Consider the following 25,303-nt stretch of genomic DNA (forward strand, 5'->3'; position numbering starts at 1 on the left):
GGTTCCACCACTACAACACCGTCCATCCGCATCGCGCACTTGGCTACCTCGCCCCGCGCGAATACATCGTCCAATCAACCAGTGAGGAACTGTCCGGAAATTAAGGGGCAACGACAGCCCCCCTCAAACGAACGGGGCGGTACGCAAGATTCTTCTGCCTAATCAGAAACAATGGATGATAAGGTGGCACTCCGGCAGTTGACCATTGCTTTAGATCGCGCGCGCCCAACAATTGACGAATTGGGCAGGCGCAGCCTTGTATCACGCAGCAATGCCAGCCCAATGACCCCGTTCGTTTGAAGGGCGCAAACAGGATGTATGGTCTGGTAGGATCATTGGCGGAGCAGGCGTGGCAGGCAAATCTAGGCAAGCCCAACCATGGAGTGATCAGTCTGCATGTATAGGGTATTATTACTTGTAATCCTGGTGCTTACGGGCGGCACGGTGACGGCATGTGACCCCGTGAGCGAAGGGAATACGGAGCTGTTCGAACTTTCCCAACCGGCGGGGGATATTGTCCTGGAGGTTTCCGGTGCCATCGCCGTTCGCAACGGCGAGAATGGCGCGCAGTTTGACATGGCCATGCTGCGCGGGCTGCCGACCGTCAGTCTTTCCACAGGCACCTCGGTTACGGACGGAAGCAGCGATTTCGAAGGCTTCCTGCTGCGTGATTTCCTGTCCGGGCTGGGCGCCACGGGCACGATCGTCCGCGCAAGTGCCCTGAACGACTATGTCGTCGACATCCCCATGTCAGACATCGAACGCTTCGATGTCATTGTCGCGCACAGCATGGATGGAGAGCCGCTGTCCCTCCAGGACAAGGGGCCTCTTTGGATCGTCTACCCGCGAGATGCCCATCCGGAGTTGCAGGATATTCGTTACGACTACCGGTGGGTCTGGCAATTGAATGCTCTGGAAGTCCAATGATCATCCGCAAGGGCGCACTCGGTATAGTGCTCCCGTCGGTTACGATCGGGATATTTGCCGTCCTGATTGCTTTTTCGCTCGTGCGCCTCTCGGCGACCGAAGAAGACATGCGGATCGAGGCGACGCAGAACATGCTGTGGGTCATCGCGCGATCGCAGGTTGCCAGTCTGAAACTGCAGACAGCAGCCTCATCACATGTCAGGGGCATGGACACGCCTGTTGAGGTAGAACGCCGCCTCAACAATTTCCTCAGTCATCACAATATTCTCAACCATGGACCGCAACGGCGGCAGATGGTCGAAATGGGATTTGCCGATGCACTGGATACGATAGAGGCGCAACAGGCAGAGTTACGGCAGATTGTGTCGGAGCTTGAAACTGGCGATGAAACTTCGCTGTCCCGGCTTCATGCGATCCTGTCGCCCTATGACGCAGCTCTAGCGCGTGCCGCGAACAAGGCTATGACCGCCGAGTGGGATAGCCTTGGAAGCAAGCTGGACAATTCGCGGCAGGAAGTTTCGCACATCATCCTGTCGCTGATCGTGATCGCGCTGACCGGCGCGGGCATGACGTTTTATCTTGTCAGGGCCACACGATCTGCCCGGTCGAGGGCGCAGCTGCTGGAAAGTGAAAAGGCATTGTCGCAGTTGCTCGTAACGTCGAGCGGAGAGGCAATCATCGCAGTGGACCGAGAGCGGCGTTCAACGCTTCTGAACGACGCGGCAGCAACACTGTTTGCTATCACCGCAGAGGAAACATTGCATCGCCGCCTGACCGCTATATCCGGGTTTTTCAGCGAGGAAAGGGTCGAATCCGTTATCAACCGGGCGCTGGATGGCCATTCAGTAGTGCTGAGAGACCTGCCATTTTCCCGTAAGGCCGATGCCAGCGCGATCTATCTCGAACTCCGCTGTTTTCCTCTGCGGGATGGGGCCGGAGTTATCGGGGCGATCATGTTCCTTTCGGACGTTACGGAACAGTATTATGCTAGGCGCGATCTGAGCGAGCGGCGCGACTATCTGGAAGAACAGGTTGCGCTCAGGACGAAGGAACTGCACGCTGCGCTTGAACGCGAACGTTCCGCTACCGCGATCTATCGCAATTTCGCGGCGGTGATCTCGCACCAGTTCCGCACTCCGCTTGCGATTGTGGATTCCTCTTTGCAGCGGCTGATGAGGCGGTCGAACCGTCTTGAGCCGGACGAAGTTCTGGAACGGGGCGGACAGGCACGGTCGGCGATCCGCAACCTTGTGCAGCTTGTCGACAGCACGCTCGATATCGCCCGGCTCGATGCCGGACAGATCGAGCAGAACAGCGTTGCGTGGGATCTCGACAGACTGATTGCGGACGTGGTCGATCGGCAGGTGGACGAAATGCCGGACCGGACAGTTCGCTATGTGAGTGGTGGCCCAAGCCTTGTCCTTTGCGATCCGGTATATACCGAACACATCGTCGTGAACCTGCTGTCGAACGCAGCAAAATATGCCCCTCCAGGAACGGCTGTCGATGTGGAGATGGTGTCGGTTGATGGCTACGCCGGTTGCCGGATCATCAACGAGGGGCATATCGATCCCGATGATCGGGAACATCTTTTTGAACGCTTTTTCCGGGGGAAGAATGCCAGTGATAAGAAAGGCGTGGGAATTGGCTTGTATATGGCGCACAGCCTTGCGCAATTGCAGTATGGCAAGCTTTCCTTCGAGATTTTGCCCGATAGCCGGATCGCGTTCACGCTTGTCCTGCCGCTGGCGGAAGCAGCCTGCCCGGCCGGCCTGTAAAGGCCCGGTATTGCGATGAACGAGCTTGCCACTACCCACCCGCTTATCTTGTGTGTCGAGGATGAAGATACGCTGAGACGGGATATTGCCGAAGAACTGGTCGAAGCCGGCTATCGCGTTATCGAGGCGGCAGATGGCAGGGATGCGCTGACCCAGTTGGAGGCGGTGCGGCCCGACCTTATCCTGTGCGACATCTGCATGCCTGACATGGACGGTTACGATCTTTTGCGCGCGACGCAGGAACGACCGGACGATTATGCGGGTATCCCGTTCCTGTTCATGTCCGCGCTGGCCGATGGCCGTGACGTGGTGAAAGGCAAATTGCGCGGCGCCGACGATTATCTGACCAAGCCCATCGATTTCGACCTTCTGCTGGCGACGGTTCAGGCCCGCCTGCGCCAGATACGGCGGATGAAGACACACCCGATGCCGGCAGGCGACAAGGTGGAACGGCAGCTTGCTGTGCTCTCAGGAACTGACATCTCTCCTTCGTCAGGGTACGAAGCTGTGCTCGACCTGATCTCGACAGCGATCGTGCTGATAGACTCCCATGGGGTGCCGGTCTTCCTCAATCGCGCTGCATGCGAAATGAAAGACAGTTGCATCGAGCTTTCCTCCGCCCTTTCCAATTGTATCGGGGTGACCCCTGCGAAACAGGGCTTTGCGGCATGGGTGGCGACCACGCTTCAACAGGGTGATGAGGACAATGTTTCCACCTTCACCATGCATTGCCACACAGGCGATGAGGATTTCAGGATGGTCGGGTGCCGCCTGGGAAGCGATGGAGAGGAGGGGCCACAACTGGCCCTGTTCATCGCCAAGGCGAGCAAATCGGCTATGTTGGCGACGGGCATATTGTCCGAAATGTTCGGCTTTACGGTGACGGAAAGCCTCATCGCCGTGGAACTGGCGCGGGGGCAGCGCCCGGTCGATATTGCCGCTTCGCTGGATATCGCCCAGACGACTGTTGCCTTTCATATGCGCAACATTTTTCAGAAAACGGGCGTCAACCGGCAGGCGCAGCTGGTTGCCCTGTTGCTGACGTCACCGGCGAGTATTCTGTAAACGTCTGTTCACGTCTCCCCGCGCTTGCGGTCTACTCTGCGGTGTCGGGCGATTGCGATACGGTAATGTCGATGCCGGGGATCGGATCGCCTGCCCTACGGGCTGGTTCGCGCTCCACAGTGCGGCTCGTTTGCGGGCTTGCTGCCCCGCTGCCACCGGGCTGTTCGGCACTTGCAGGCTGATCTCTACAATGCTTGACAGTATCGGCGAGCGCCTTGCCCCCCTTGAATTTCGCCCGCGATGCGTGACCGTCGCCATCGGCGTCGCTGTCGTGCGCCTGCCTTGTCGCACTGGCATTGGCGGCTGCATTTTCGGGTTCGCCCTGATGGGCCGTGGCCGGACTGCTGGCTGCAAATGCCAGTAAAGATGCGATAGCCACAAGTGGCCGCACCGAAAGGCTGAGGCGTGGGTAAAGGATATTTGCCAAGAGATCCTCCCTTATCAAGATTTCTCCGTGATCCGTCTTCTACTCTTAGTCCGGACATCTTAATCGTAACCGTCCGATAGCTACCGCGGCTGGCGTTTGAGGCGTGCGGCGAGTTTGGGATCGTCGACAAAGTTATCGAGGAACTCGTGCCATGATTTGGTGGTGCGGCGTGGGGACCGTGTCGGAAGGAGGGGCTGCGAGATCAGGGTCGGGATCGTCCTGATCGCTTGCTACGGGGGCCTGCTGGGCGGCAGAGACGAGCACGTCTTCGAGCGCGAGCTCAAGTTGTGCGATCTCGCGCTCGATCTTCTCGGAAGACTTGCCGAAGGCTTGCTTCTTCAGCCTGGCGATCTGCAAGCGGAGTGCCTGGACGACCAGGTCATGGGCGCGCAGCGTGGTCGTCAGCTTCGCGTTCTCGGCCTGCAACGCGGCGATCATCGCCTTGAGGAGCGCCGGGTCTTCGGGGAGATCGGGGACCGCGTTCAGCATGGCCTTTGCTACGGAGAAATGGCCGAAAAGTCCAGAAAAACCGCCACTTTCTAGAAAGAAAAGTCACCCTGCGCGGGCCGGCGGCGCACCCCAGTTCGGCCGCCTCCAATCGATCCCTTCCCACAGCATCGCAAGCTGGGCCGACGTCAGTCGGGCCGTGCCGTCGGCTGTCGACGGCCAGGGGAAACGGCCGCGCTCGAGAATTTTGTAATAAAGGCAAAACCCCTGGCCCTCCCAGTAAAGCAGCTTCAGCCTGTCGCCGCGCCGTCCCCGAAAGGCGAATACAGCGCCGCTCGCGGCTTGCTGGCGCAGCACCGTCTGGGCCAGCAAGGCGAGACCCGAAACCCCCTTGCGCATATCCGTGACGCCGCAGGCGAGGTACACCCTTACACCAGTTCCTGGTCCGATCATGCCGCCTCCACCGATCGGATGAGCCGGATCAGGACCGTGCTCTCGATGCCACTGTCGAAGCGAAGACACCGTCCCTGTGTCAGCCCCAGTTCGACAATCGAGGGCGACGCCGCCAAGGCTTCGCGTGCGGGCGAAGATGCGGACCCCGCGTTCAGCATCGGCGCATCGATGTCGACCTGCAAGAAAGCGCTGCCAACCGGCGCCGGCAGCCGCCCGCTCTTCTTGAACTGATGGCGCCAGCTATAAATCTGGCTCCGCGACACATCGTAGCGCCGGGCAACGCGCGCGAGCGTCTCGCCGCGCGCCTCCACCGCCGCCAGAATCTCCAGCTTCTCCGCTTCACTCCATCGCCGCCGCCGTTCCCGGCCCAGGATCTCCACCGTCCGTCCCTCGCTCTCGTATAGGACGTCCATAACGACGCCCTTATGGACGTCTCTTACCCACTCACATCAATCCTCGGCAGGCGGCCTCAATCGGTCGGTTACTCTTAATCCCATGTGTATGGCGATGCGAAAGGGCGAGTCCCGGCTTGTTTCTCCGATATGGGACGGCTGGCGGTTCAATATGACGCTGACCTTTGGGGAGCAGAAATTGTCCATCCCCTTCAAACAAACGGGGCGCGCCAGTCCGGCGCGATGTATCGCTGTTTGGACCAATGCCTATCAGTGGCGTGTCTTGGGGGACGATCGCATGACCAGTCTGAAACTTGCCGTCATTGGCCTTTCGGTCCTTGCCCTGGCGGCGCCGGGTGCCGCCTTGGCGCAGCGGACCGCCGATCCCGCCCGTGCGGACCGGTCCGCGACTTCAACGAAGGACCCCGCCCCTGCGGCGACCGGCAGAACCTCGCGCACCGCAACGACGCGGGGACAACCATCGTCGGATAGGCCGCCTGCCGCCGAAAGGGCTGAAATGCCCGTCCCCCGGCTGGATGACCCGCGTATTCGGCAGGGCGGGCGAACGCTGCCGGGTGACATGTATGAGCCGCGCCCGGCGAACCCTTCCGCCCTGCCGGGCGACATGTATGACGGGCCTTCGCCCGGCAAGAGGCCCGACTGAAAACCGACAGGCGCACCAGTCTTTGTCGCGATTGCATCATGGGACGTGAAGATATGGGGAAGTTTGTGAAGCAGGTAAGCAGGCGGCATGGCGCATCGGCATGTCGGGTACGGAAGGGGCGTTCCGTCCGGTCACACCTGATGACAAGCGCAGCCGCTCTTGTCGCCGCGGCTTCCTTCCATCCTTCCGCCGCTTGGGCGCAAGAGAATGTCTGGCAAGGCGATGCGGACCGGGACTGGTATAAGGATGAAAACTGGTCCGAGAATGACGCGCCGGTTGGTGATGGCCAGGCAGACGAAGTCGTTATCGATGTTGTCGGCCTGAACTCGCCTGTGATCGAATATTTTGACGATCCCTGGGAAATGGACCGGGTGGCGTCTTCTGTATCTGCAACCGTCGGTTCGATAGGGAGCGGTGAACTGACCATCCGCAATGGCGGCGCATATCGAGTAGGAAGCGGCGCTCTGACGCTGGGCGATCAAGCCGGATCGAGTGGGCTTGTTACCGCCAGCGGTGGCGGATCGAGCCTTACCGCGACCGGGTGGTATAGCTACATCGGCAGGTCTGGCGAAGGCACACTTGTAATCGATGGGGGCGCCTCCTTCGAAAACGATACGACGTGGATCGGTTGGGCTGCCGGGAGCGAGGGGCATGTGACAATCAGCGGGCCGGGGTCGACCTGGACCGGGATACGGACCCAGGCGACGACATTTCCTGCAATCTATGTCGGAAATGCAGGCACCGGCTCTCTAACGGTGGAGAATGGCGGCTCGATTCTCAATATGTCCGCTGTCCATGTCGGCAGGGAAGCGGGCGGCAACGGCACCGTCACCGTCACTGGCGCAAATTCGTATCTCAGATCAGGCGAATTCTACATCGGGGGAGCCAACTCCTCCCTGACCGGTACGGGCGCCCTTCTCATCAGCAACGGTGGGGCGGTGGACAGTTTCACCAGCTTTGTCGGACGCAAAGGCATCGGTACCGCATCGGTCAGCGGGGCGGGTTCAAGCTGGGACATCAATGGAACGCTTTTTGTCGGCGAGGCCAATTCCGGATCGTTGGATATCAGCGATGGCGGCGTGGTGAATGCCACTACGGTCATTCTGGGGCGCAGCAGTGGCGGAAGCGGCACGGCGCTTGTTCAGGGCGCGGATTCACAGTTGACCATCACCGGCGATCTGTTCGTCGGCGCCCAGAGCGAAGGCTCGCTGACAGTGAGCGACGGTGGGCATGTGGCTGTGGGCGGCACCCTTCATATTGCCGAACAGCGCGCTTTCGGCATGCCTAGCACCGGCACGGTCTATATCGGCGGCGATACGGCGCCTGCCGCGGCCGGAACACTGACCGCGGGCGAAATATTGTTCGGGTTGGGCGACGGCACGCTGGTGTTCAATCACACCGGCACCGCGCATCTGTTCGATACGTCGCTTCGCAGTGTGGCCGAAGGACAAGGCAGCCTGTCCCATCGCGCTGGCACCACCGTCCTGACCGGCGACAGCTCGCGATTTTCCGGCGCGACACAGATATCGGGTGGCACCCTCTTGCTGACAGGGGTGCTGGGCGGCTCCGTTTCGCTCGATAGCCTTGGTCCCGATCTTGCGGGGCTGGGCGGAACCGGCAGGTTGACCGGCGATCTGACCGTCACGAGCGGGCTGCTGCGGCCCGGTATCGAGCAAGGCACGCTGACGATAGACGGCAACCTCATGCTGGGAAGCGGGGCGATGCTGCGTTACGATCTGGGCGCCCCGTCCGGCACGCCGGGCGTGGACAGCGATCTTCTGGTGGTGGGGGGCGATCTTGTCCTCGACGGCACGCTGGAAGTCACCGATGCCGGCGGCTTTGGCGAAGGGCTGTATCGCCTGATCGATTATGGCGGCACGCTGACCGATAACGGGCTGGCCATCGGCAGCCGTCTGCCCACAGGCTATGATGACACCAACCTCACCGTCCAGACGGCCATTGCCGGGGAAATCAACCTGCTTGTCGGCGAAAGCAACGAGCCGGGTGGCGATCCGGGCGCATTTCAGTTCTGGAACGGGACGCAGACGACCCCGAACGGCAGCATAGCGGGCGGAGCGGGTACATGGTCCGCCACGGGAACCAACTGGACCAATGCGGATGGCTCGCAGTCCGGCGTGTATGACCCTGATGCGATGCTGATCTTCGCCGGGATGCCCGGCTACACCGTGACCGTGGATGGCAGCGAAGGTCCGATCACGACGAGCGGGATGCAGTTCGCCGTGCCGGACTATACCATCGCAGGCGATGCAATCGCGCTGGATGGCGCGGTCACGATCCGGGTCGGTGACGGCACGGCGGCAGGCGCCGCCTATACCGCGCACATCGACAGCGACCTGACCGGCTGGGGCATGTTGATAAAGGACGATCTCGGAACGCTCGTCCTGACGGGTGAAGGCAACAGCTATCGCGGCGGAACCAGGGTCATCGCCGGTGTGCTGGTGGGCAATGGAAACAGCCTGCCAGGCGATATCGTCAACCAGAGCATCGTCGAATTCAGCGAGGATACCGCCTCGGTATATATGGGCAACATGATCGGCACCGGGGCCGTCACGAAGACCGGCGCTGGCGAGACCACCTTCGCAGGCGCCAACAGCTATACCGGCGGCACCTTCATTCAGGATGGCGCCTTGATAGGCCATACGGTCAGCCTTCAGGGCGAAATCGAGATTGGCACTGATGGCAAGATGATTTTCGATCAGGATGCCGATGGCGTCTTTTCCGGCAACATCACGGGACAAGGCAGGCTGGAGAAACATGGTTCCGGCCTCGTGCATCTTGACGGGGTTACCAGCCACACTGGCGGCACCGAGCTGACCGAGGGCACGCTGTCGGGCACGACCGACAGCCTTCAGGGCGAGATCGTGATGATGGATGGCACGATACTGGTGTTTGATCAGGAGGCCGACGGAAGATTCGCGGGCATGCTGGGAGGCAACCGAGCTATCCTGGTGAAAACCGGCCTCGGAACCGCTACCATGGCAGGGGATAACAGCTTCTTTACAGGCGAGGTCCAGGTCCTCAACGGCACGCTGGTGACAGAAACGGTGATCAGCCCGCGCAGCTTTGTCATCAGTTCTCCCGGACATCTGAAAGGTACGGTGGATACGCTTGTCGGCGATATCGTTGCCAACGGCGCGCTGACGATCACGGAAAATGACGATGCGACCTATGCGGGACGTTTGTCCGGAAATGGCGGCGGGCTGTTCATCAAAGATGGGGACGGCATCCTGCGCCTGACGGGCGTGAACAATTTTGCCGGGCGGACCGATATCCGCGAAGGTGCGCTGCACGGCAACACGCAGAGCCTGACGGGCAGCATGATTACCATGCTGGAGGGTACCGCGCTGGCCTTCAGCCAGAGCGGGAACGGCACTTTCGCTGGCGATATTCTGGGCTTCGGAACGCTGCACAAGGTTGGCACCGGCGAACTGCATCTGACGGGCAGCAACAGCTATACCGGCGGCACCGTCATCCACGAGGGCGGTTTGCGCGGCGACACGGATAGCCTGCAAGGGAATTTCGATACGGGCTTGTCCGCTTCCAACAACCTGATCTTCGATCAGGACAGCAATGGCACCTTTGCAGGCAGCGTCAGCGGGGACGGAAGGTTGATGAAGGATGGCACTGGCGAGGTGTACCTTGCCGGGACCACCAGCCACACAGGTGGCACGCATATTCTCGGAGGCACCTTGTCAGGCACGACTGACAACCTGCGGGACTTTATCGTGGTCCATGACAATGGCAGGCTGGAGTTTGATCAGGATAGCGTCGGTATCTTCGGTGGCGAATTGCGGGGAACCGGCATTCTGATCAAGAGTGGCCTGGAGACGCTTACCCTGACCGGTGACGCCAGCGGCTTCACAGGCGCGGTCGAGGTCAGCAACGGCACGCTGGTGGCGGAAACGGCAATTGGCCAGGGCGGCTTTGTCGTCAGATCACCCGGACATCTGAAAGGCACGGTGGATACGCTTGTCGGCGATATCGTTGCCAACGGCGCGCTGACGATCACGGAAAATGACGATGCGACCTATGCGGGACGTTTGTCCGGAAATGGCGGCGGGCTGTTCATCAAAGATGGGGACGGCATCCTGCGCCTGACGGGCGTGAACAATTTTGCCGGGCGGACCGATATCCGCGAAGGTGCGCTGCACGGCAACACGCAGAGCCTGACGGGCAGCATGATTACCATGCTGGAGGGTACCGCGCTGGCCTTCAGCCAGAGCGGGAACGGCACTTTCGCTGGCGATATTCTGGGCTTCGGAACGCTGCACAAGGTTGGCACCGGCGAACTGCATCTGACGGGCAGCAACAGCTATACCGGCGGCACCATCATCCACGAGGGCGGTTTGCGCGGCGACACCAACAGCTTGCAAGGGGATATCGACACCGGCGCTTTTGGAAACATTCTGACTTTCGATCAGGATGGTGACGGCGCCTATTCCGGCGACATCGGCGGAGAGGGCTGGCTTGTGAAGAGGGGCAGCGGCCGGGTGCATCTGGCCGGGACCACCAGCCATACAGGCGGCACGAGCATTTTCGAGGGTACTTTGTCAGGCACGACGGACAGCCTGCAAGGCCATGTCGCGATCATCGACGCCTCGACGCTGGTGTTCGATCAGGACAGCAACGGCAGCTTCGACGGCGAACTGGCGGGAACCGGCAGCCTGATCAAGGACGGCACCGGGGCCGTCACGCTGACGGGAGATTCGTCGAGCTTCACCGGCCAGACCGACATTCTGGCCGGTGTGCTTGCCATCAATGGCAGCCTTGGCGGAAACATCACCGTGTCTGGCGGGGCCTTGAAGGGAACGGGAGTTTTCGGGAACGTCACGACCGGACAAGGCGGCACCTTCGCGCCGGGCAATTCGATCGGCCAGAGCAACGCGGCCAGCGTGACGTTCGAGGCCGGATCGGTCTTCGAAGTGGAGTTGAACGATGGCGGTTTCGTACCCGGCGTCAACCATGACGCGATCCACGTCACGGGCAGCGCCACCCTGAATGGCGGGACTGTGCATGTCACCCCGGACAATGGAACCGATACCGGCGAGACCTATCTGCCGGGCACCTATACGATATTGACGGCGGATGGCGGCCTTAGCGGAGCCTTCGACGGGGTGACGGACGATTACGTCTTCCTCGATTTCGCGCTCGATTACGATCCCACATCCGTCTTTCTGATCTCGAACCGGATCGCCCATTTCTCCGATGTCGCGCTGACGGCCAACCAGGCGGGCATCGCGGTGACGCTCGACGCGCTCGATGGCGGCAATGACATCGTCAGCGCCCTGCTCGGTCAGACTGACGAGGGCGCGGCCCGCCATGCATTAGACAGCCTGACCGGCGAGCTTCATGCCTCGCTAACCGCCACGCTGGTGGAGCAAAGCCGCGTCACCCGCGACGCCGCCTTTGCAAGAGGCAACCGGATCTTGCGCCGGGAGGGTGTAGAGCTGTGGATCGAGGGGCTTGCGGGCAACCAGCGGAACGATGGAACGGCCAACACCGCGGCATTGAAAAATAACCGCTATGGATTCCTGCTGGGCGCAGATACGAATATCGGGAGCAATCTGCGTGTTGGCGCCTTTGCCGGCTATACCGATTCCGACGTCCGAGCTACCGACAGGGGTTCGACCGCATCTATCGACAGCACCCATCTGGGGGCATATGGGGCCGGCCAGTGGGGCGGCTTCGGCCTGCAAGTCGGTGCCGACATAAGCTGGCACGATATCGACGCCAGCAGGCAGGTGAATTTCCCCGGTTTTTCGGACAGTCTGGAAAGCGCCTATTCGGCGCGCACGGGCCAACTCTACGGCAGAATGTCCTATGCCTTAAGCGCCGGTTCCGTGACCTTCACGCCGTTCGGCGAGATCGCCCATGTCTGGCACTCGTCGGAACGCTTTGCGGAAACGGGCGGCCCGGCGGCGCTGGAGGCGGAAAAGGTAGATACCAGCGTGACCTTCTCCACGCTCGGCCTGCGGATGGCAACGGAGATCGATCTTGGCCAGTCCCGCGCGGAATTCGGCGCTGAGATCGGCTGGCGGCACGCTTTCGATCAGCCGGAAGCATCGGTCCAGGCGCTGCATGCAGGCGGCGCCCCCTTCGTCGTGACGGGCGCTCCGATCGCGGAGAATGCCCTGTCGCTGGGTCTTGGCGGCAGGTTGGCGTTGTCCGACCGGGCGAGCCTGTCATTCGGCTACAATGCCGATCTCGCGAAGCAATATGAAAACCACGCCTTCAGGGCTGGCATATCCTTTGCTTTCTGACCGGGAGAAGTCCGAATTGTCCGGCAGGAAAGGCAGAAAGGCGACACTGGCGACCGGGCTTCTCGCGCTTGTTTTAGCGGCCTGTTCCGGTGGGGCTGACACGCAAGGCGATACCGCGCCATCGCAATCTCCATCACAAGCAGCGCAGGGCGATTGCGATCTGCTCGATCCCGATACACTCGAACGGGCATTTGGGGGCAAGCTTACCTTCACGCGCATGAGCGGTCGCGGGGAACGTGGAGGCGGATGCACCGTTTCCGTTGCACAGGGCGAAGAAAGCCAGATCATCCTTCAGGTCGGTGATGCCGCAGATTACGCGGCCCGGAAGGATGCCTACCACTCGCAGGGCTTGAAATTGGTGCCTGTGAACCTGGGCAGGGAAGCCTTCATCGTCAACGATGCGCAACTCATCGCCATCGACGATCAGAACCGCTCCATCTCACTCGGCCTGTCGCTTGTCGTCTTTGACGGAAAACCGCCCCTTTCTAACGAGGAGGCAGCGGCTGGAATCGAAAAGGCTGGCAGCGAGATTCTAGCGAACATGCAGGCGCCACCGTCAGCGTGACGGGTTCGAAAATCGACTATTCCTGAACAGGGGGTTCTTACGATCATGAGCAGATATCATCACCTGAAAACCATCCTCGCGGCTGCCGCGATCATGCCGCTCGCTATCTCTTGTTCCGGGGATAGCCAGGGCGATACCATAGCCGCAGAGGATGCTGGCGCCGCCGCCAGCGAAGAATGCGGTGGCCTGCTCGGCAGGGCCGATATCGCTGAAGCCTTCGGCGGCCTCCTGACCGTGAAGGATACGACCGTAGCGGCTATGGGAGATGAGGTGGCCGGTTGCATGCTCTTTCTGGACGAGGGCGCAAACAACCGGATCAACTTCAACATTGGCGATGCCGAGGACTTCGCCTCGCGCAAGGATTCTCAAATGCGCCAGACTGGCGGAACGCATGAGGCGTTCGACGCCGGAACTGAGGCGCATGTATTCAATGGCATCAACGTCATCGCGCTGAACGAGGATGGGAAGTCACTGTCCCTGGGGCTGTCGTCAGCAGCGATCGAGGAGGAGAACCTGCTGACGCGGGAGCAAAGCACGACCGGGCTGAAGCTGCTCGCCCAGCGGATCATGAGCCGCCTCTAGGACTATCGTCCAACTATCACGCGAAAAGATCCATGGAGGAGGCAACATGCGAATTTTCATGACACTTGTTCCGGCTTGTCTGCTGGTTGCTGGTTGCTCCAGCGAACAAGGCAATGCCGAAGAAAACAATAGCGATACCGGGATGACTGCGGCTGCCCGATCAGGTGTGCCCGCCGTCGCCGAAGCCTATCGGCCATCGTTTGACGAGGCGTTGCGGAAGGCAGGCGAAGGGACCTCCCCCTCAGGAGCTTGCGCGGGTGTTGTGGGGCAAGCAACCACCGTCCTGAACAATGCGGATGCCGCAGCACAGGATCGCGCGGATGCGATTGCGGCGCTCGATGCCTGTTATGTGCGTTCGATGGCCCGCTTTGTCGATACGACATTGTCCATCGAAAATCCCGGCCCGCAGCAATGCATAAGCTTGCTAAGGGCTCTGCCTGTTCACCGCAGTTCGCTTGGCTCCTTTTTCGAAGGCACCGGGGAAGATGTTGCCGGCTATGACAAGCGACTTGCCGATTTGGTCGGGGAGAAAGTGCGTTCGGCGTGCCCTGACAATGCAAACACCATTCTGGGCGGGTGACTGACGCAAGCTGGCCCCGGATTTTACTGAGGAGATTTCTGTGAAACAGCTTCCCCTGGCGAAAATCGCTTCGGTCGCCACCTTGCTCCTGCTGTCGGCCTGCGGGACGAACGCCGATACCGATGGCATTGTCGGCGATGACAATGGAAGCGCGATTGCCGGCGGTTCCCAGAACATCGACTGGCTGCCGGCGGGGCTTGCCTTGCCTGAGCCGCATACCGTGCTTCAGAACAGCAGCATCGGGACGAGGACGCAACTCCTGCAAGTGAGCGTTCCCGACGATCCATCGGCGGAAGTTCCAGCGTGGAAAGCGGCTCTCGAAGCAGCTGGCTATTCCGTCACAGAGAGTGCTGCCAATGGCGGCCTGCGCTTCAATGGCCTGGATGTGGAAAGCGGCCAGATCGCCATATCCAGGCCTCAGGGAACGGATGATTATATGATCCAGATCGATATCAGTCGGCAGGTGCAGTGAGCGCATTGCGTCTCGCCAGCATTGCATTGATCGCCGGGCTTATGACGAGCGACGGACGGGCGCAGACTGATACGGACATTGCCGCCGGAAAGATTCGAAACTGGAACCATGGGGCGCAGGCCCTGGCGATCATGGACTTCGAAGACAGCAGCACTTTGAGGAACATCGAACCATCGATGCCGAGGGCCAGATTGTCATGGAGCCGATCGTTCCCCCGCCATCGCAACAGACCGTTTCCCGAACCTTCGATACATGCCGCGCGAATACGGTTCAGATCGTCAATGGAAGCATCGGGATAACGCCAATCGTGCCGCTCGCCCTGTCGGGGGACGGACACGAGCGCGCATTGGCAATCGCGGATTCCGCGGAGATGGCAGTGTGGAGATTGAACCACGGACAGGCGCCCATGATCAAAGGCGCGCATCTCCAGCTTGTCTATGCCGAAGGGGAGGCTGAGATTCAGGGAATCTGCTCATGGGAAATCCTTGTTCCGCTCGGCGATGCGGAGGTGACGGTTGAATATGCCATCCGCTTCAGACCCGGCTGGAATCTCATCCGCAACCGTATCGTCGATTTCATCGAATCCTGGTCGGGCGCCTATCAGGAAACCTACATGATTATCGACACAGTAGGCGTGCTGCCGGAAGATGTAGCCTGGTTCTCGCAATAATTCGCGGCTGAAGGGAGAGAGAGATGGGAACCCCCGGATTCGGATACTCATCGAATAGGATTCGATTAAAGGAGCTGCCAATGTATCGTTTGACCCTGCTTGTCATCTCCGCCTTCATGACCATAGGCTTCGTCTATCCCGCGCAGGCGCAATCGGCCGAACAGTCGTATAATCAGGGCGCGCGTGCCTATCGTGCTCAGGACATGACTACCGCGCGCGACCATTTCCGCCGCGCCTGCGACCTCGGACATGGCCGGGGATGCTACAATTACGGAGTCATGTCCTATCAAGGACTGGTCGGGGACGAGCCGGATCTGGAACATGCGCGCTGGCTCTACGACAAGGCCTGCCAGTTCGACCATGTGGCAGGATGTTTCAATCTTGCCCGTATGGCCTTTAATGGCCAAGGGGGCGCGGTCGATTTCGCTGTCGCCCGAACGGGGTTCGAGGCGTCATGCAATGCGGGAATCGCGAATGGCTGTAACGGCTTTGCCGTCATGCTGGAACAAGCGCAGGGCGGCCCGGCGGACAAGCCGCGTGCCCGCTCGCTCTATCAGCAGGCCTGCAATGCGGGTGAAGCGCCGGCGTGCGAGAACCTCGCCAAGTTCGATGCCGGGCCGGTCACGGCCGAAAGCTTGCGTGCCGGGCTGGAGGCCTTTGACGCTGACCGCTTTGGCGAGGCGATGCGTCTCCTGCGCCCCCATGCGGAAGGTGGCGAGTCGGCGGCGCAATATGCGGTGGGTTTCATGTACGCCTATGGGCAGAGCGTCTCGCGCGATTATCTGGCGGCGGCTGACTGGCTCACGCGTTCGGCCGAACAGGGATATGAGCATGCGCAGGATCTGATTGTCCTTATCACGCCGAATATCGCCCAGGCCCGCTATATCGATCACATCGACCGCTACGGGCCCGATGCGTCGAGCCTGCAAAGCTTTTCTTTCGATGTCGCCCAATACTGCACCCTGCGCGGGCCGAACTGCACCGCCCTGCGGGCGCGCGAGAACCAGTGGCGGCGCGATCACAATGCACGTGCGGAAGCGGCGAATATGGCCCGGATCTGGAGCCTCTACGGCAGCGGCCAGAACGATGAGCAATTCTGGTCGCAAGCGCGCGCGCGAAGTGAATGCCTGCGCCGTGTTGCGCGATCAACCGAGGCGCAAACACGCGGTCTCAACAATGGCGCTACGTGAATAATTGCTAGCTGGGGGACTGACCGTGATCGCATGGATACTTCAGACCATCGTCGTCAATCGCTACCTTGGTCCGCCCATCGGCACACACATCCACACAAGAGTTCCGGCGTCTAGCTGAGATAGCGGTGGGCTTCGCAGTCCTTGAGAACCGCCTACGTCATAGCGCTTCAAGGTAATTCATGACGGCAATCGGCAGCAGAATGCGGCAAAGTGCGGCCCTAGCGTAGTAGAAGCGGCGATTCATATTCATCGCTTTCGTCCGCCTTGGGGCACCACCATCAACATCCAGCCAACGCGCTCCATTAGCCCTTGTCTTCAAGGTCCAGCGCTTCTTCCAGCGTGTCGATCGAGCCGACGGGATCGGCAGGCTCGCCGCAGTTCGGAAAGATAGCATCGAGCCGGCGGCGCAGCGTTTCATCGAAAAGCGTCTGGTTCGATCGGCGTGCCTGCGACAGTGTGAGTTCCATGCGGATCGCATCCTTGATCCGCTCAAGCGCAGCCTTGTCGAGGATTCCGACCTTCAAGAGCTCCTCGCAAAGCTGGATCAGTCCCACCGTCGTGGCGTGCGCACGCAGGCCAAGGAAATCGATCGTCCGATGCAATTCGCGCGCGCCCGCTGCACGCTGTTCGATGCTGCTCATCTCACTCTCCCTCACCACGCGCGCGAGAACGCGCCAGCCTCTCTGCCGGTCTGCCGTCTCGCGCTTACGTAGCAGGTTAAGTGTATCGCGGGCGCCGTGTCAAACGTCCGATGTCGCTTTTGATGCGGCGCGCGATCTTGGCCCAGGGATTGAGGTCGGGGTCGGCGACATTGGTGAGCCTGTTTGCTGTCGCGGTGGATAAATGGTTCGCTCTGCCCCTCATAAAGTTCGCGCGTTTCAGAACCGTCGGCCTTTGGGTTGACGTCGACCCCGCGGTGTCACTCCCAGATGCCCGCGAGACGGCGTAGAGGCCCGAGCCGAGCCAAAGTGTCGGGATCGATCGCCGGGCTCAGTGAAAATATCGTTCGCAGCCTGCATCATTCCCCCGCTTCGCGTGTCAGATATCCTCGACCAGCCGGCCATAGAGTTGCGGCCGCCGGTCGCGAAAGAAACCCATGCCAGCGCGGTGCTTTGCGGCGCGGTCAAGGTCGATTGTCTCCACCAATATGCCCGCTTCCTCGCGCCCGAAGGCCTGCGTCAGGTCGCCCCATTCGTTTGTGATGAAGCTATGACCGTAAAAGTCGGCTTCGCCCTCGCGCCCGATGCGGTTGGCGGCGATTACAGGCATGCAGTTTGACACGGCATGTCCCTGCATCGCGCGGCGCCACATTCGACTGGTGTCGAAATCCGCATCATAAGGTTCCGACCCGATGGCGGTCGGATAGAAAAGCAGCTCCGCGCCCATCAGCGCCATCGCGCGCGCTGTTTCGGGATACCATTGATCCCAGCACACGCCGATGCCGATTCGCGTTCCAAAAACATCCCAGACTTTGAACCCCGTATTGCCGGGACGAAAATAATATTTTTCTTCATACCCCGGCCCATCGGGGATGTGGCTTTTGCGATACGTCCCCATGATCGCGCCATCGGGACCAATCATCGCAAGCGTGTTATAGTAATGCGGTCCGTCCTTCTCGAAGAAGCTCGTCGGAATTGCGACATGGAGTTTCGCGGCGAGCGTCTGCATCGCGGTAACGCTCGGATGTTCCGGGGTCGGGCGCGCGCCTGCGAACAATTCTTCCTCCTCGACCTGGCAAAAATAAGGCCCTTCGAAGAGTTCAGGCGGCAGGATGATCTGTGCGCCCTTTGCCGCCGCCGCCTCGACGAGCGCCGACACGGCATCAATGTTGGGCCCTACGGGCCCCGGCAGAGGAAGCTGCAGTGCGGCGACGGTGATGCTGCGGGTCATCGCCGCCCTATGCCGGAAGCTGCTGGCTCGAGCAATGGAAGCTCCCGCCGCCGATGATGATTCCACGCGCGTCGATCCCGACGGTGCGGCGGTCCGGAAAAAGCGCCGCGAGCGCGTCGACGGCTGCGGAATCGTTCGCCGAGCCATAAGTCGGGACGATCACAATGCTGTTGCCGATATAAAAGTTCATGTAGCTCGCTGCTGCAATCTCGCCCTCGATCTCGATGCGGCCGGGTGAGGGAAGGTCGACGATCTCGACACCTTCGAATGCTCTGGCGCGCGCGCGGGCATCATTGTAGACCGCAGCGTTGGGATCATGGCTGTCTGCCGGGGCGGGGATAGCAAGTCGGCCTTCACCCACGAAACGCGCCAGATTGTCGACATGGCCGTCGGTGTGGTCGCCTGCCAGCCCTTTGCCAAGCCACAGGATGCGCTCGATTCCAAGTGATTGATGCAGCCGTACGGCGATATCCTCGCGGGTCAGCGACGGGTTTCGGTTAGGGTGGAGCAGGCACTCCTCGGTAGTTACAGCCAGTCCGGTGCCATCGACATCGATGCCGCCGCCCTCGAGCACCCAGTCCTGTTCATCAACGGGCAGGCGGCTTTGCGCGCCAAGCTTTGCGCCGACCTCCAGATCGCCGGGCATGACGAATTTGTCGCCCCACCAGTTGAAGCGAAAATTGCGCGCGCGCCGCGCTGCCCCCGTGCCGACGATGATGGGGCCCGTGTCGCGCAACCAGATATCACCCAGCGGCTGGACGAGGATATTGACGCCTGCCACGACGAGCCGCGCCGCGATTTCCGCCTGCTCCAAGTCGTTGACGACCAGGCGCACCTCTTCGCCGCGCCCGCCATCATGTACCGCATTTGCGAAAGCCGCGACGTCGCGGCGTGCGGCGTCGATGTGGCCCGCCCACTCCTCGGCGAGGTGCGGGAATCCAATCCACACCGCCTCGTGGGGCGCCCATTCGGCGGGCATTTTCAGATTCATGTGGTTCGGATCCTCCTTCTCACTTCGTCCTTGTCGGCGAAGCGAAGCAATCGAGAGCGGCTGATGCGCTCTGGATTGCTTCGCGTCGCTTGCCTCCTCGCAAGGACAAACGAGCAGGGCGATTATTGCTTTGCCGCCGCGCGTGACTTGTCGCGGGCGGCGCGGAACTCATCGCCCTCGAGCCAGTTCGGCCAGGCGTCGGTCATCGCGAGCATCCGTCCTGCGGCATAATAGAGCTGAAGATCAGCGAGCATGCCGTCCCAGTTCGCAATCGCCTCATATTCATCGCCGGGTGCGTGATACCGGTGCTCTTCATAATCCTGCGACGCTTTCTTGCCGGCTTCGGTGCCGCCATCGACCAGATCCTCGCCACTGCCGAAGTTGAACATCGGCACGCCAAGCTTTGCGAAGCTGAAATGATCAGAGCGATAATAAAAGCCCTTCTCGGGGGTGGGTTCGTTGACCACGGTGCGCTTCGCGGTCGCCGCTATCTTTTCGAGATAGGCATCGAGCTCGGACTTGCCGCGGCCCACGACGACGATGTCCTTTGCGGGTCCTGCGGGGCTCAGCGCGTCCATATTCACTCCGCCGACGGTCTGCGCGAGCGGGAAGACTGGATTCTCGGCATAATATTTCGAGCCGAGGAGGCCCGATTCCTCGGCGGTCACGGCAAGAAACACGACGCTGCGGTCGGGTGCGCCAGCCTTCTGGTAGGCCTCTGCCATCGTCACCAGTCCTGCAACACCGGTCGCATTGTCGACGGCGCCGTTGCAAATATCATCGCCATCAACCGGCGCACAGCGTCCAAGGTGATCCCAGTGCGCGGTGTAGAGAACATATTCGTCCGGACGCTTCGTTCCTGGCAGCACGCCGATAACGTTGCGCGACATTTTCTTCGCGATCTCGTTGTCGAAGCTCAGCGAGGCTTGAACCCCCGCGAGCGGTACCGCCTTGAAACCCTTTTTCTTCGCGGCTTCGCGCAGCGCATCGAAATCCTGCCCGGCGCTTGCAAAAAGCTGTTTCGCCTTGTCGAGCTGGATCCAGCCGTTGGCGGCGGTCTGATCCGCGCCGCCATTCTTGCTGTCGGCCAGATATTGGGTGCCGGTCCAGCTCGATTCGACGACGTTCCAGCCATAGGCGGCGGGTTCGGTATCGTGGACGATCAGCGCCGCCGCGGCGCCTTGCCGGGCCGCTTCTTCAAACTTGTAGGTCCACCGGCCGTAATAGGTCATGGCGCGGCCGTTGAACTCGCCCTTTGCTTCTTTCGTCTGCCAGTCGGGATCATTGACGAGGATGACGACCGTCTTTCCTTTCACGTCGACCCCGGCATAATCATTCCAGCCCTTCTCCGGCGCGTTGATGCCGTATCCGACGAAAACGACGTCGCTGTCCGTGACCGAAATCTGCGGCTGAACACGGTAGCTGGCGGCGACGAAGTCGACCCCATATTTGAGCGACATCGGCGTCTTGCCGCCGATGAAGCTGAGCGGGCTCACATTCTTCGCGGTGATTTCAACGAGCGGCACGTCTTGAGTCCAGCTCCCGTCGTTGCCTGGCTTGAGTCCGGCCTCGGTAAATTTCTTGATCAGATAGGAAACGGTCTTTTCCTCACCCGCGGTTCCCGGCGCACGTCCCTCGTAACTGTCCTGCGACAGCTCCTTCGTGACTTCCTGGAGCGTCGGAAGCGACATTTCGGGAAGCTCGACGGCGGGGAGTGCCCCAGCACCGCTGGCGGGCTTGTCTGTAGAGGCGTTGCACGCGGCAAGCGCCAATAGCGCAGCGGCCGCGAGCGGGGCGGGAGTGAAACGAAGCATGGATCGTCCTTGTCCGATGGAATGTTGTGGCTTTGTGCCAGCCTCGCCACCGGCAGGCAAGGCCGGCGCAGCCGCTGGAGATAGACGGGCTTTGCGGCTTGTCATCGCAGCGTCGCCCCCTATGCTCGACCGCAGCGGCAATTGCTCGTCGAAAATATGGCCATTGGCTTGGGCGTCTGCGCGCGGTCGCATCAATTCGGGGGTTCAAGAGGATGAGATTTTGGGGAGCGGCACTGATCGTGCCCGCATTGGTCGCGGTCGTCGGTACGGCGCAGGCGCAAGAGGATATGGCAGAGAAGTTCGGACAGCGCGAGCGCGTCCGGCAGGTCAGTATTTCGCCCGATGGTCAGCGGCTGGCGGTAATCGAGCCAGCAAAGGGCGCGGGTTCGCTCGTCTCGGTGATCACGATCGCGACGGGGGCATCGCAGCCAGTGCTCACCGCAAAGGGCGGTAACGAGCAGCTTGGCCGCTGCGACTGGGCGCTCCCGACGCGGCTGGTGTGCAGCGTTCATGTCATCAACCGCAGCCCTACCGGGCTTGCCGGGTTCAGCCGGCTGCTCGCGCTCGATGCCGACGGGCGGAACATGCAGATGCTGAGCGACAAGATGCGTGTTCGCGCGCAAGGTGCAAGCCAGTTCGGCGGCAGCGTCATCGACTGGTCTGATGAGGAAGGAAGCGGGCGCGTCCTGATGACGCGCTATCAGAGCGGTGAGTATCAGACGGGCTCGCTCCTCGGCAGGTCCGGCTCGGGCGTTGCGGTCGATGCGGTCGATACGGTGTCATTGAAGCGCAAGGCAGTTGAATCGCCCAAGGACGGCGTCGTCGACTATATTTCTGATGGGCGGGGCCACGTCCGGATGATGATCAGCCAGACAGAAACAGCTGACGGCTATACAGGAAACACCTACAACATCTCCTATCGCAAGACCGGCAGCCGAGACTGGCAGAGCTTCGGCACCTATGTCAGCGAAGCCGGGTTGAGTTCCGGATTTTTGCCCGTGGCGATCGATCCCGCTCTCGACCTTGTCTACGGCTTCGACGCGCTGAACGGTCGTTCGGCGCTCTATTCGATGTCGCTCGACGGCAAGATGACGAAGACGCTCGTCTATGCAAACGACCGTGTCGACGTCGATGGGCTCGTCCAAATTGGCCGCAGCGGCCGGGTCGTGGGTGCCCAGTTCGTCACCGACAAACGGCAGACCGTCTTTTTCGATCCGGCGCTGAAGTCGCTCGGCACCGCGCTAGCTAAGGCGCTGCCGAACCATCCGCTCATCAGCTTCGTCGATTCGAGCGCTGATGAACAAAAGCTCGTGCTGTGGGTGGGCAGTGACGTCGATCCCGGGGGCTATTATCTCTTCGACAAAGCGACGAAGCAGCTCGCAGAGATACTGAAGCTGCGTCCGCAGCTCGATCCTGCGCACCTCGCGTCGGTGAAACCCGTCCATTACAAGTCGCGCGACGGTGTCGACATACCCGCCTATCTGACATTGCCTGCGGGATCGGACGGCAAGGGGTTGCCCGCGATCGTCATGCCGCATGGTGGACCGGGAGCGCGCGACGAATGGGGCTTCGACTGGCTCGCGCAATATTTCGCGGCGCGCGGCTATGCCGTGCTGCAGCCCAATTTCAGAGGGTCCACCGGCTATGGGTCGGCGTGGTTCCAAAAAAATGGTTTCCAGTCATGGCCTACCGCGATTGGGGACGTCGACGATGGCGGCAAATGGCTGGTGGCGAGCGGTATCGCGGCGCCGGGCAAGCTTTCAATCATAGGCTGGTCCTATGGTGGCTATGCCGCGCTGCAGTCTGGGGTCTATGAACCCGGCCTGTTCAAGGCCATCGTCGCGATTGCACCCGTGACCGACCTTGAGCAGCTCCGCGAAGATTCGCGATATTATACGAACTTCCGCCAGATTGAGGCGTTTATCGGACGCGGCGATCATGTGAAGTCGGGCTCGCCTGCGCAAAATGCCCAGAAGATTACGGTCCCCGTGATGCTTTTTCACGGTGATTATGACCAGAATGTCGACGTCGGGCAGTCACGGCTTATGGCGGGCCGGCTGCGCAGTTCAGGAAAGACGGTCGAATATGCCGAATTCCCGGGGCTCGACCATCAGCTTGCCGACAGCGAGGTGCGTGCCAACATGCTTCGCGATACGGACAATTTTCTGCGCGCCGCGATGGGGCTGCAGGAGGCCGATTAGGAGCAAGATCGAGTGGGGGGAATCCTCGCGGGTCCCCCTCTCGCACCGCCGGGCGTACGGGCCTCGGAGCACGGCGGTTTGCGCCATGTTGTACGCGGTTTAATGGCTGACAAGGCTGACAAGCCGAGGTCGGTCGAACCATGCAAGGTTCATGGCTTCGGCAGGCGAGGGCTGCCTTGCTGGCGCTCCACACCCATCGAATGGTCCCGGTCTTGCTCCTTGATACCGGATTTCAGCCCTTCGCCCCGTCGCCCGGACTATTATGGCCTCTGCTGACTTCTCCCGCGCCATCCGGCGACATCGCTGCCGCCCTATTCCGGTTCGTCCGGAGAGACCGGGAGATCTCCCAGGGTAAGCTCGGCCTGCAGAGGACTTACACCTCCAGTCATCCACGCCATGCCTGGCATACCAAAAGGGGGCGGGACCGTTGCCGGTCCGCCCCCTTTTTTTCGGATAAAGAGATTCAGGTCAGCGCGAATAGAATTCGACGACCAGATTGGGTTCCATCTTCACCGGATAGGGTACCTCGTCGAGGGTCGGTACGCGAATGAAGGTCGCCTTGGTCCCGTCGACCGCCACATATTCGGGCAGGTCGCGCTCGGGCAGGCTCTGCGCCTCGGCAACCAGTGCCATTTCCTGCGCCTTCTTGCCGAGGGTGATTTCATCGCCCGGCTTCACAAGACGGCTCGCGATGTTGCACTTCACGCCGTTCACATAGACGTGGCCGTGGCTGACGAGCTGGCGAGCCGAGAAGATAGTCGGGGTGAACTTGGCGCGATAGACCACCGCGTCGAGGCGGCGTTCGAGCAGGCCGATGAGGTTCTGGCCCGTGTCGCCTTTCATGCGCGAAGCCTCGAAATAATTCTTCTTGAACTGCTTCTCGGTGATGTCGCCGTAATAGCCCTTCAGCTTCTGCTTTGCGCGCAGCTGAATGCCGAAGTCCGACATCTTGCCCTTGCGGCGCTGGCCGTGCTGGCCGGGGCCGTATTCGCGGCGGTTTACGGGACTTTTCGGGCGACCCCAGATGTTTTCGCCCATCCGGCGGTCGAGTTTGTACTTGGCGCTCTGGCGCTTCGACATTGTCGTCTCCAATTTGCTTTTTGCCGAAGGATTTCGGCCTGTTCCCGGGTCGCACCACAGAGCCTCAGGCTCTATGCGACCGCCGCTTCACCGGGGTGCGGGGTCCATTGCGAAGGCGCGCGGGTAGACGGCGGAAGCCTCAAAGTCAAGCGCTCTTGCCTTCGTCTCGACAGGAAGAAAAAAGCCGCTAAAGCCTGCCCGCATGACCTCTGCCAAACCCCCCGAACAATGCGAAACTATGCTCGACGTCCGCGCGGGCGTCGATGAGACGGACCGCGAACTCGTCGCGCTCCTCGTTCGCCGCTTCGGCTATATGGACGCGGCGGCACGCATCAAGGCCGATCGGGGTGCAGTGCGCGATGAAGCGCGCAAGGCGGAGGTGCTCGACAATGTCGCCCGCGCAGCGGAGGAGGTGGGCCTCGATGCCGACCGTATCCGCGCCGTGTGGAACGAGCTGGTGGAACAATCGATTGCCCATGAATTCGAACGCTGGGACGAAGCACGCGCTTAAGCGGGCATGGCGGGCGGGGAATGCGTTTCTGGGGAAACTTTTCCCTGTTTCCCGCATTCCCCGCCGCTGGCTTGCTCAGATTCTCTCGATGATGATGGCCTTCATTAAGCGACTGTATTAATTGGGAGAAAATGGTGGACGCACTAGGGCTCGAACCTAGGACCCGCTGATTAAGAGCGGTTTCGAGACCGCGAGCGTTCTTTGGTGTGCACACATTTCCGCCTACGTGCACTGAATTAACCGTTAACCTGGTGCTGGTCATTGAGGATGAGGTGGCGCTAGGAACCTAGGCCGCCACCCTGTGGCGCAACCATGGCGCC

22 protein-coding genes and 1 pseudogene are annotated in these 25,303 nt (G+C 60.9%); 13 read left to right on the forward strand and 10 right to left on the reverse strand.

All coding sequences use genetic code 11. The features are described from left to right. The first annotated feature begins 396 nt into the window (after positions 1–396). The 3 genes from B5X69_RS17580 to B5X69_RS17590 are packed head-to-tail and all read left to right on the forward strand — an operon-like array spanning position 397 to position 3,770. Positions 397–927, forward strand: coding sequence for a putative pterin-binding protein (locus tag B5X69_RS17580; protein ID WP_079639884.1), 531 nt, complete (start codon positions 397–399; stop codon positions 925–927). Beyond that, on the forward strand, positions 924–2,705 hold the full coding sequence (locus B5X69_RS17585) for a sensor histidine kinase (RefSeq protein ID WP_079639885.1): 1,782 nt from the start codon (positions 924–926) through the stop codon (positions 2,703–2,705). Before B5X69_RS17580 ends, B5X69_RS17585 begins: the two co-directional genes overlap by 4 nt. Positions 2,706–2,720: 15 nt before the next feature. Continuing rightward, positions 2,721–3,770, forward strand: coding sequence for a response regulator (locus B5X69_RS17590; RefSeq protein WP_079639886.1), 1,050 nt, complete (start codon positions 2,721–2,723; stop codon positions 3,768–3,770). 31 nt (positions 3,771–3,801) lie between these two features. On the opposite strand, the gene B5X69_RS17595 is transcribed toward B5X69_RS17590, so the two are convergent. From B5X69_RS17595 to tnpA, 4 genes and pseudogenes are all read right to left on the reverse strand, one after another. Further along, on the reverse strand, positions 3,802–4,197 hold the full coding sequence (locus B5X69_RS17595) for a hypothetical protein (RefSeq protein WP_139375850.1): 396 nt from the start codon (positions 4,195–4,197) through the stop codon (positions 3,802–3,804). 254 nt (positions 4,198–4,451) lie between these two features. After that, positions 4,452–4,686, reverse strand: a pseudogene (locus tag B5X69_RS17600) (transposase domain-containing protein); the annotation flags it as partial. A gap of 63 nt (positions 4,687–4,749) precedes the next feature. Next, positions 4,750–5,097, reverse strand: a complete 348-nt coding sequence (gene tnpB, locus B5X69_RS17605) for an IS66 family insertion sequence element accessory protein TnpB (RefSeq protein ID WP_079639888.1) — start codon at positions 5,095–5,097, stop codon at positions 4,750–4,752. Beyond that, the gene (tnpA, locus tag B5X69_RS17610; protein ID WP_079639889.1) at positions 5,094–5,510 is read right to left on the reverse strand and encodes an IS66-like element accessory protein TnpA; all 417 of its coding nucleotides are present in this window, start codon (positions 5,508–5,510) and stop codon (positions 5,094–5,096) included. The genes tnpB and tnpA overlap by 4 nt, the downstream gene beginning before the upstream one ends. A 277-nt stretch (positions 5,511–5,787) precedes the next feature. Here tnpA and B5X69_RS17615 point away from each other — a divergent pair, with 277 nt between their 5' ends. From B5X69_RS17615 to B5X69_RS17690, 6 genes are all read left to right on the forward strand, one after another. Continuing rightward, on the forward strand, positions 5,788–6,153 hold the full coding sequence (locus B5X69_RS17615) for a hypothetical protein (protein ID WP_139375852.1): 366 nt from the start codon (positions 5,788–5,790) through the stop codon (positions 6,151–6,153). Between the two features lie 140 nt (positions 6,154–6,293). Next, positions 6,294–12,434, forward strand: a complete 6,141-nt coding sequence (locus B5X69_RS21100; protein ID WP_176141656.1) for an autotransporter-associated beta strand repeat-containing protein — start codon at positions 6,294–6,296, stop codon at positions 12,432–12,434. Continuing rightward, positions 12,391–12,999, forward strand: coding sequence for a hypothetical protein (locus B5X69_RS21105; protein WP_139375854.1), 609 nt, complete (start codon positions 12,391–12,393; stop codon positions 12,997–12,999). The genes B5X69_RS21100 and B5X69_RS21105 overlap by 44 nt, the downstream gene beginning before the upstream one ends. 93 nt (positions 13,000–13,092) lie before the next feature. Next, complete coding sequence (locus B5X69_RS17680; RefSeq protein WP_139375855.1) at positions 13,093–13,581, forward strand: hypothetical protein; 489 nt, start codon at positions 13,093–13,095, stop codon at positions 13,579–13,581. 46 nt (positions 13,582–13,627) lie between these two features. Next, on the forward strand, positions 13,628–14,161 hold the full coding sequence (locus B5X69_RS17685; RefSeq protein ID WP_079639893.1) for a hypothetical protein: 534 nt from the start codon (positions 13,628–13,630) through the stop codon (positions 14,159–14,161). 40 nt (positions 14,162–14,201) lie between these two features. Next, positions 14,202–14,633, forward strand: coding sequence for a hypothetical protein (locus B5X69_RS17690; RefSeq protein WP_079639894.1), 432 nt, complete (start codon positions 14,202–14,204; stop codon positions 14,631–14,633). Here B5X69_RS17690 and B5X69_RS21110 read toward each other — a convergent pair. Further along, on the reverse strand, positions 14,614–14,970 hold the full coding sequence (locus B5X69_RS21110; RefSeq protein WP_139375856.1) for a hypothetical protein: 357 nt from the start codon (positions 14,968–14,970) through the stop codon (positions 14,614–14,616). The two genes, B5X69_RS17690 and B5X69_RS21110, sit on opposite strands and share 20 nt — an antisense overlap. A gap of 69 nt (positions 14,971–15,039) precedes the next feature. Here B5X69_RS21110 and B5X69_RS21115 point away from each other — a divergent pair, with 69 nt between their 5' ends. Both B5X69_RS21115 and B5X69_RS17700 read left to right on the forward strand, forming a co-directional pair. Beyond that, complete coding sequence (locus B5X69_RS21115) at positions 15,040–15,303, forward strand: hypothetical protein (RefSeq protein ID WP_139375857.1); 264 nt, start codon at positions 15,040–15,042, stop codon at positions 15,301–15,303. An 80-nt stretch (positions 15,304–15,383) separates the two neighbouring features. Continuing rightward, the gene (locus B5X69_RS17700) at positions 15,384–16,493 is read left to right on the forward strand and encodes a tetratricopeptide repeat protein (protein ID WP_176141657.1); all 1,110 of its coding nucleotides are present in this window, start codon (positions 15,384–15,386) and stop codon (positions 16,491–16,493) included. Positions 16,494–16,798: 305 nt separating this feature from the next. Here the strand turns inward: B5X69_RS17700 and B5X69_RS17705 are convergent, their stop codons facing one another. The 4 genes from B5X69_RS17705 to B5X69_RS17720 all read right to left on the reverse strand — a co-directional run bounded on the left by B5X69_RS17705 (position 16,799) and on the right by B5X69_RS17720 (position 21,191). Continuing rightward, on the reverse strand, positions 16,799–17,137 hold the full coding sequence (locus B5X69_RS17705) for a hypothetical protein (RefSeq protein ID WP_079639897.1): 339 nt from the start codon (positions 17,135–17,137) through the stop codon (positions 16,799–16,801). Between the two features lie 397 nt (positions 17,138–17,534). Next, positions 17,535–18,386, reverse strand: a complete 852-nt coding sequence (gene aguB / locus B5X69_RS17710) for an N-carbamoylputrescine amidase (RefSeq protein WP_079639898.1) — start codon at positions 18,384–18,386, stop codon at positions 17,535–17,537. A 7-nt stretch (positions 18,387–18,393) separates the two neighbouring features. Further along, entirely contained in the window at positions 18,394–19,377 is a 984-nt protein-coding gene (locus tag B5X69_RS17715; RefSeq protein WP_079639899.1) for an agmatine deiminase family protein, read from the reverse strand. Positions 19,378–19,499: 122 nt separating this feature from the next. Next, the gene (locus tag B5X69_RS17720) at positions 19,500–21,191 is read right to left on the reverse strand and encodes a M28 family metallopeptidase (protein ID WP_079639900.1); all 1,692 of its coding nucleotides are present in this window, start codon (positions 21,189–21,191) and stop codon (positions 19,500–19,502) included. Positions 21,192–21,403: 212 nt separating this feature from the next. Between B5X69_RS17720 and B5X69_RS17725 the strand changes: the two genes are divergently transcribed. Next, complete coding sequence (locus B5X69_RS17725) at positions 21,404–23,392, forward strand: alpha/beta hydrolase family protein (RefSeq protein WP_079639901.1); 1,989 nt, start codon at positions 21,404–21,406, stop codon at positions 23,390–23,392. Positions 23,393–23,860: 468 nt separating this feature from the next. Here the strand turns inward: B5X69_RS17725 and rpsD are convergent, their stop codons facing one another. After that, entirely contained in the window at positions 23,861–24,472 is a 612-nt protein-coding gene (rpsD, locus tag B5X69_RS17730; RefSeq protein ID WP_053553817.1) for a 30S ribosomal protein S4, read from the reverse strand. Between the two features lie 202 nt (positions 24,473–24,674). On the opposite strand from rpsD, the gene B5X69_RS17735 reads away from it, so the two are divergent. Then, positions 24,675–24,983 (forward strand): chorismate mutase, encoded by a 309-nt coding sequence (locus B5X69_RS17735; RefSeq protein ID WP_079639902.1) that lies wholly within the window; start codon positions 24,675–24,677, stop codon positions 24,981–24,983. Positions 24,984–25,303: the final 320 nt, after the last annotated feature.

This window comes from Sphingopyxis flava, from assembly GCF_900168005.1.
In the GTDB taxonomy this organism is placed as follows: Bacteria; Pseudomonadota; Alphaproteobacteria; order Sphingomonadales; family Sphingomonadaceae; genus Sphingopyxis; species Sphingopyxis flava.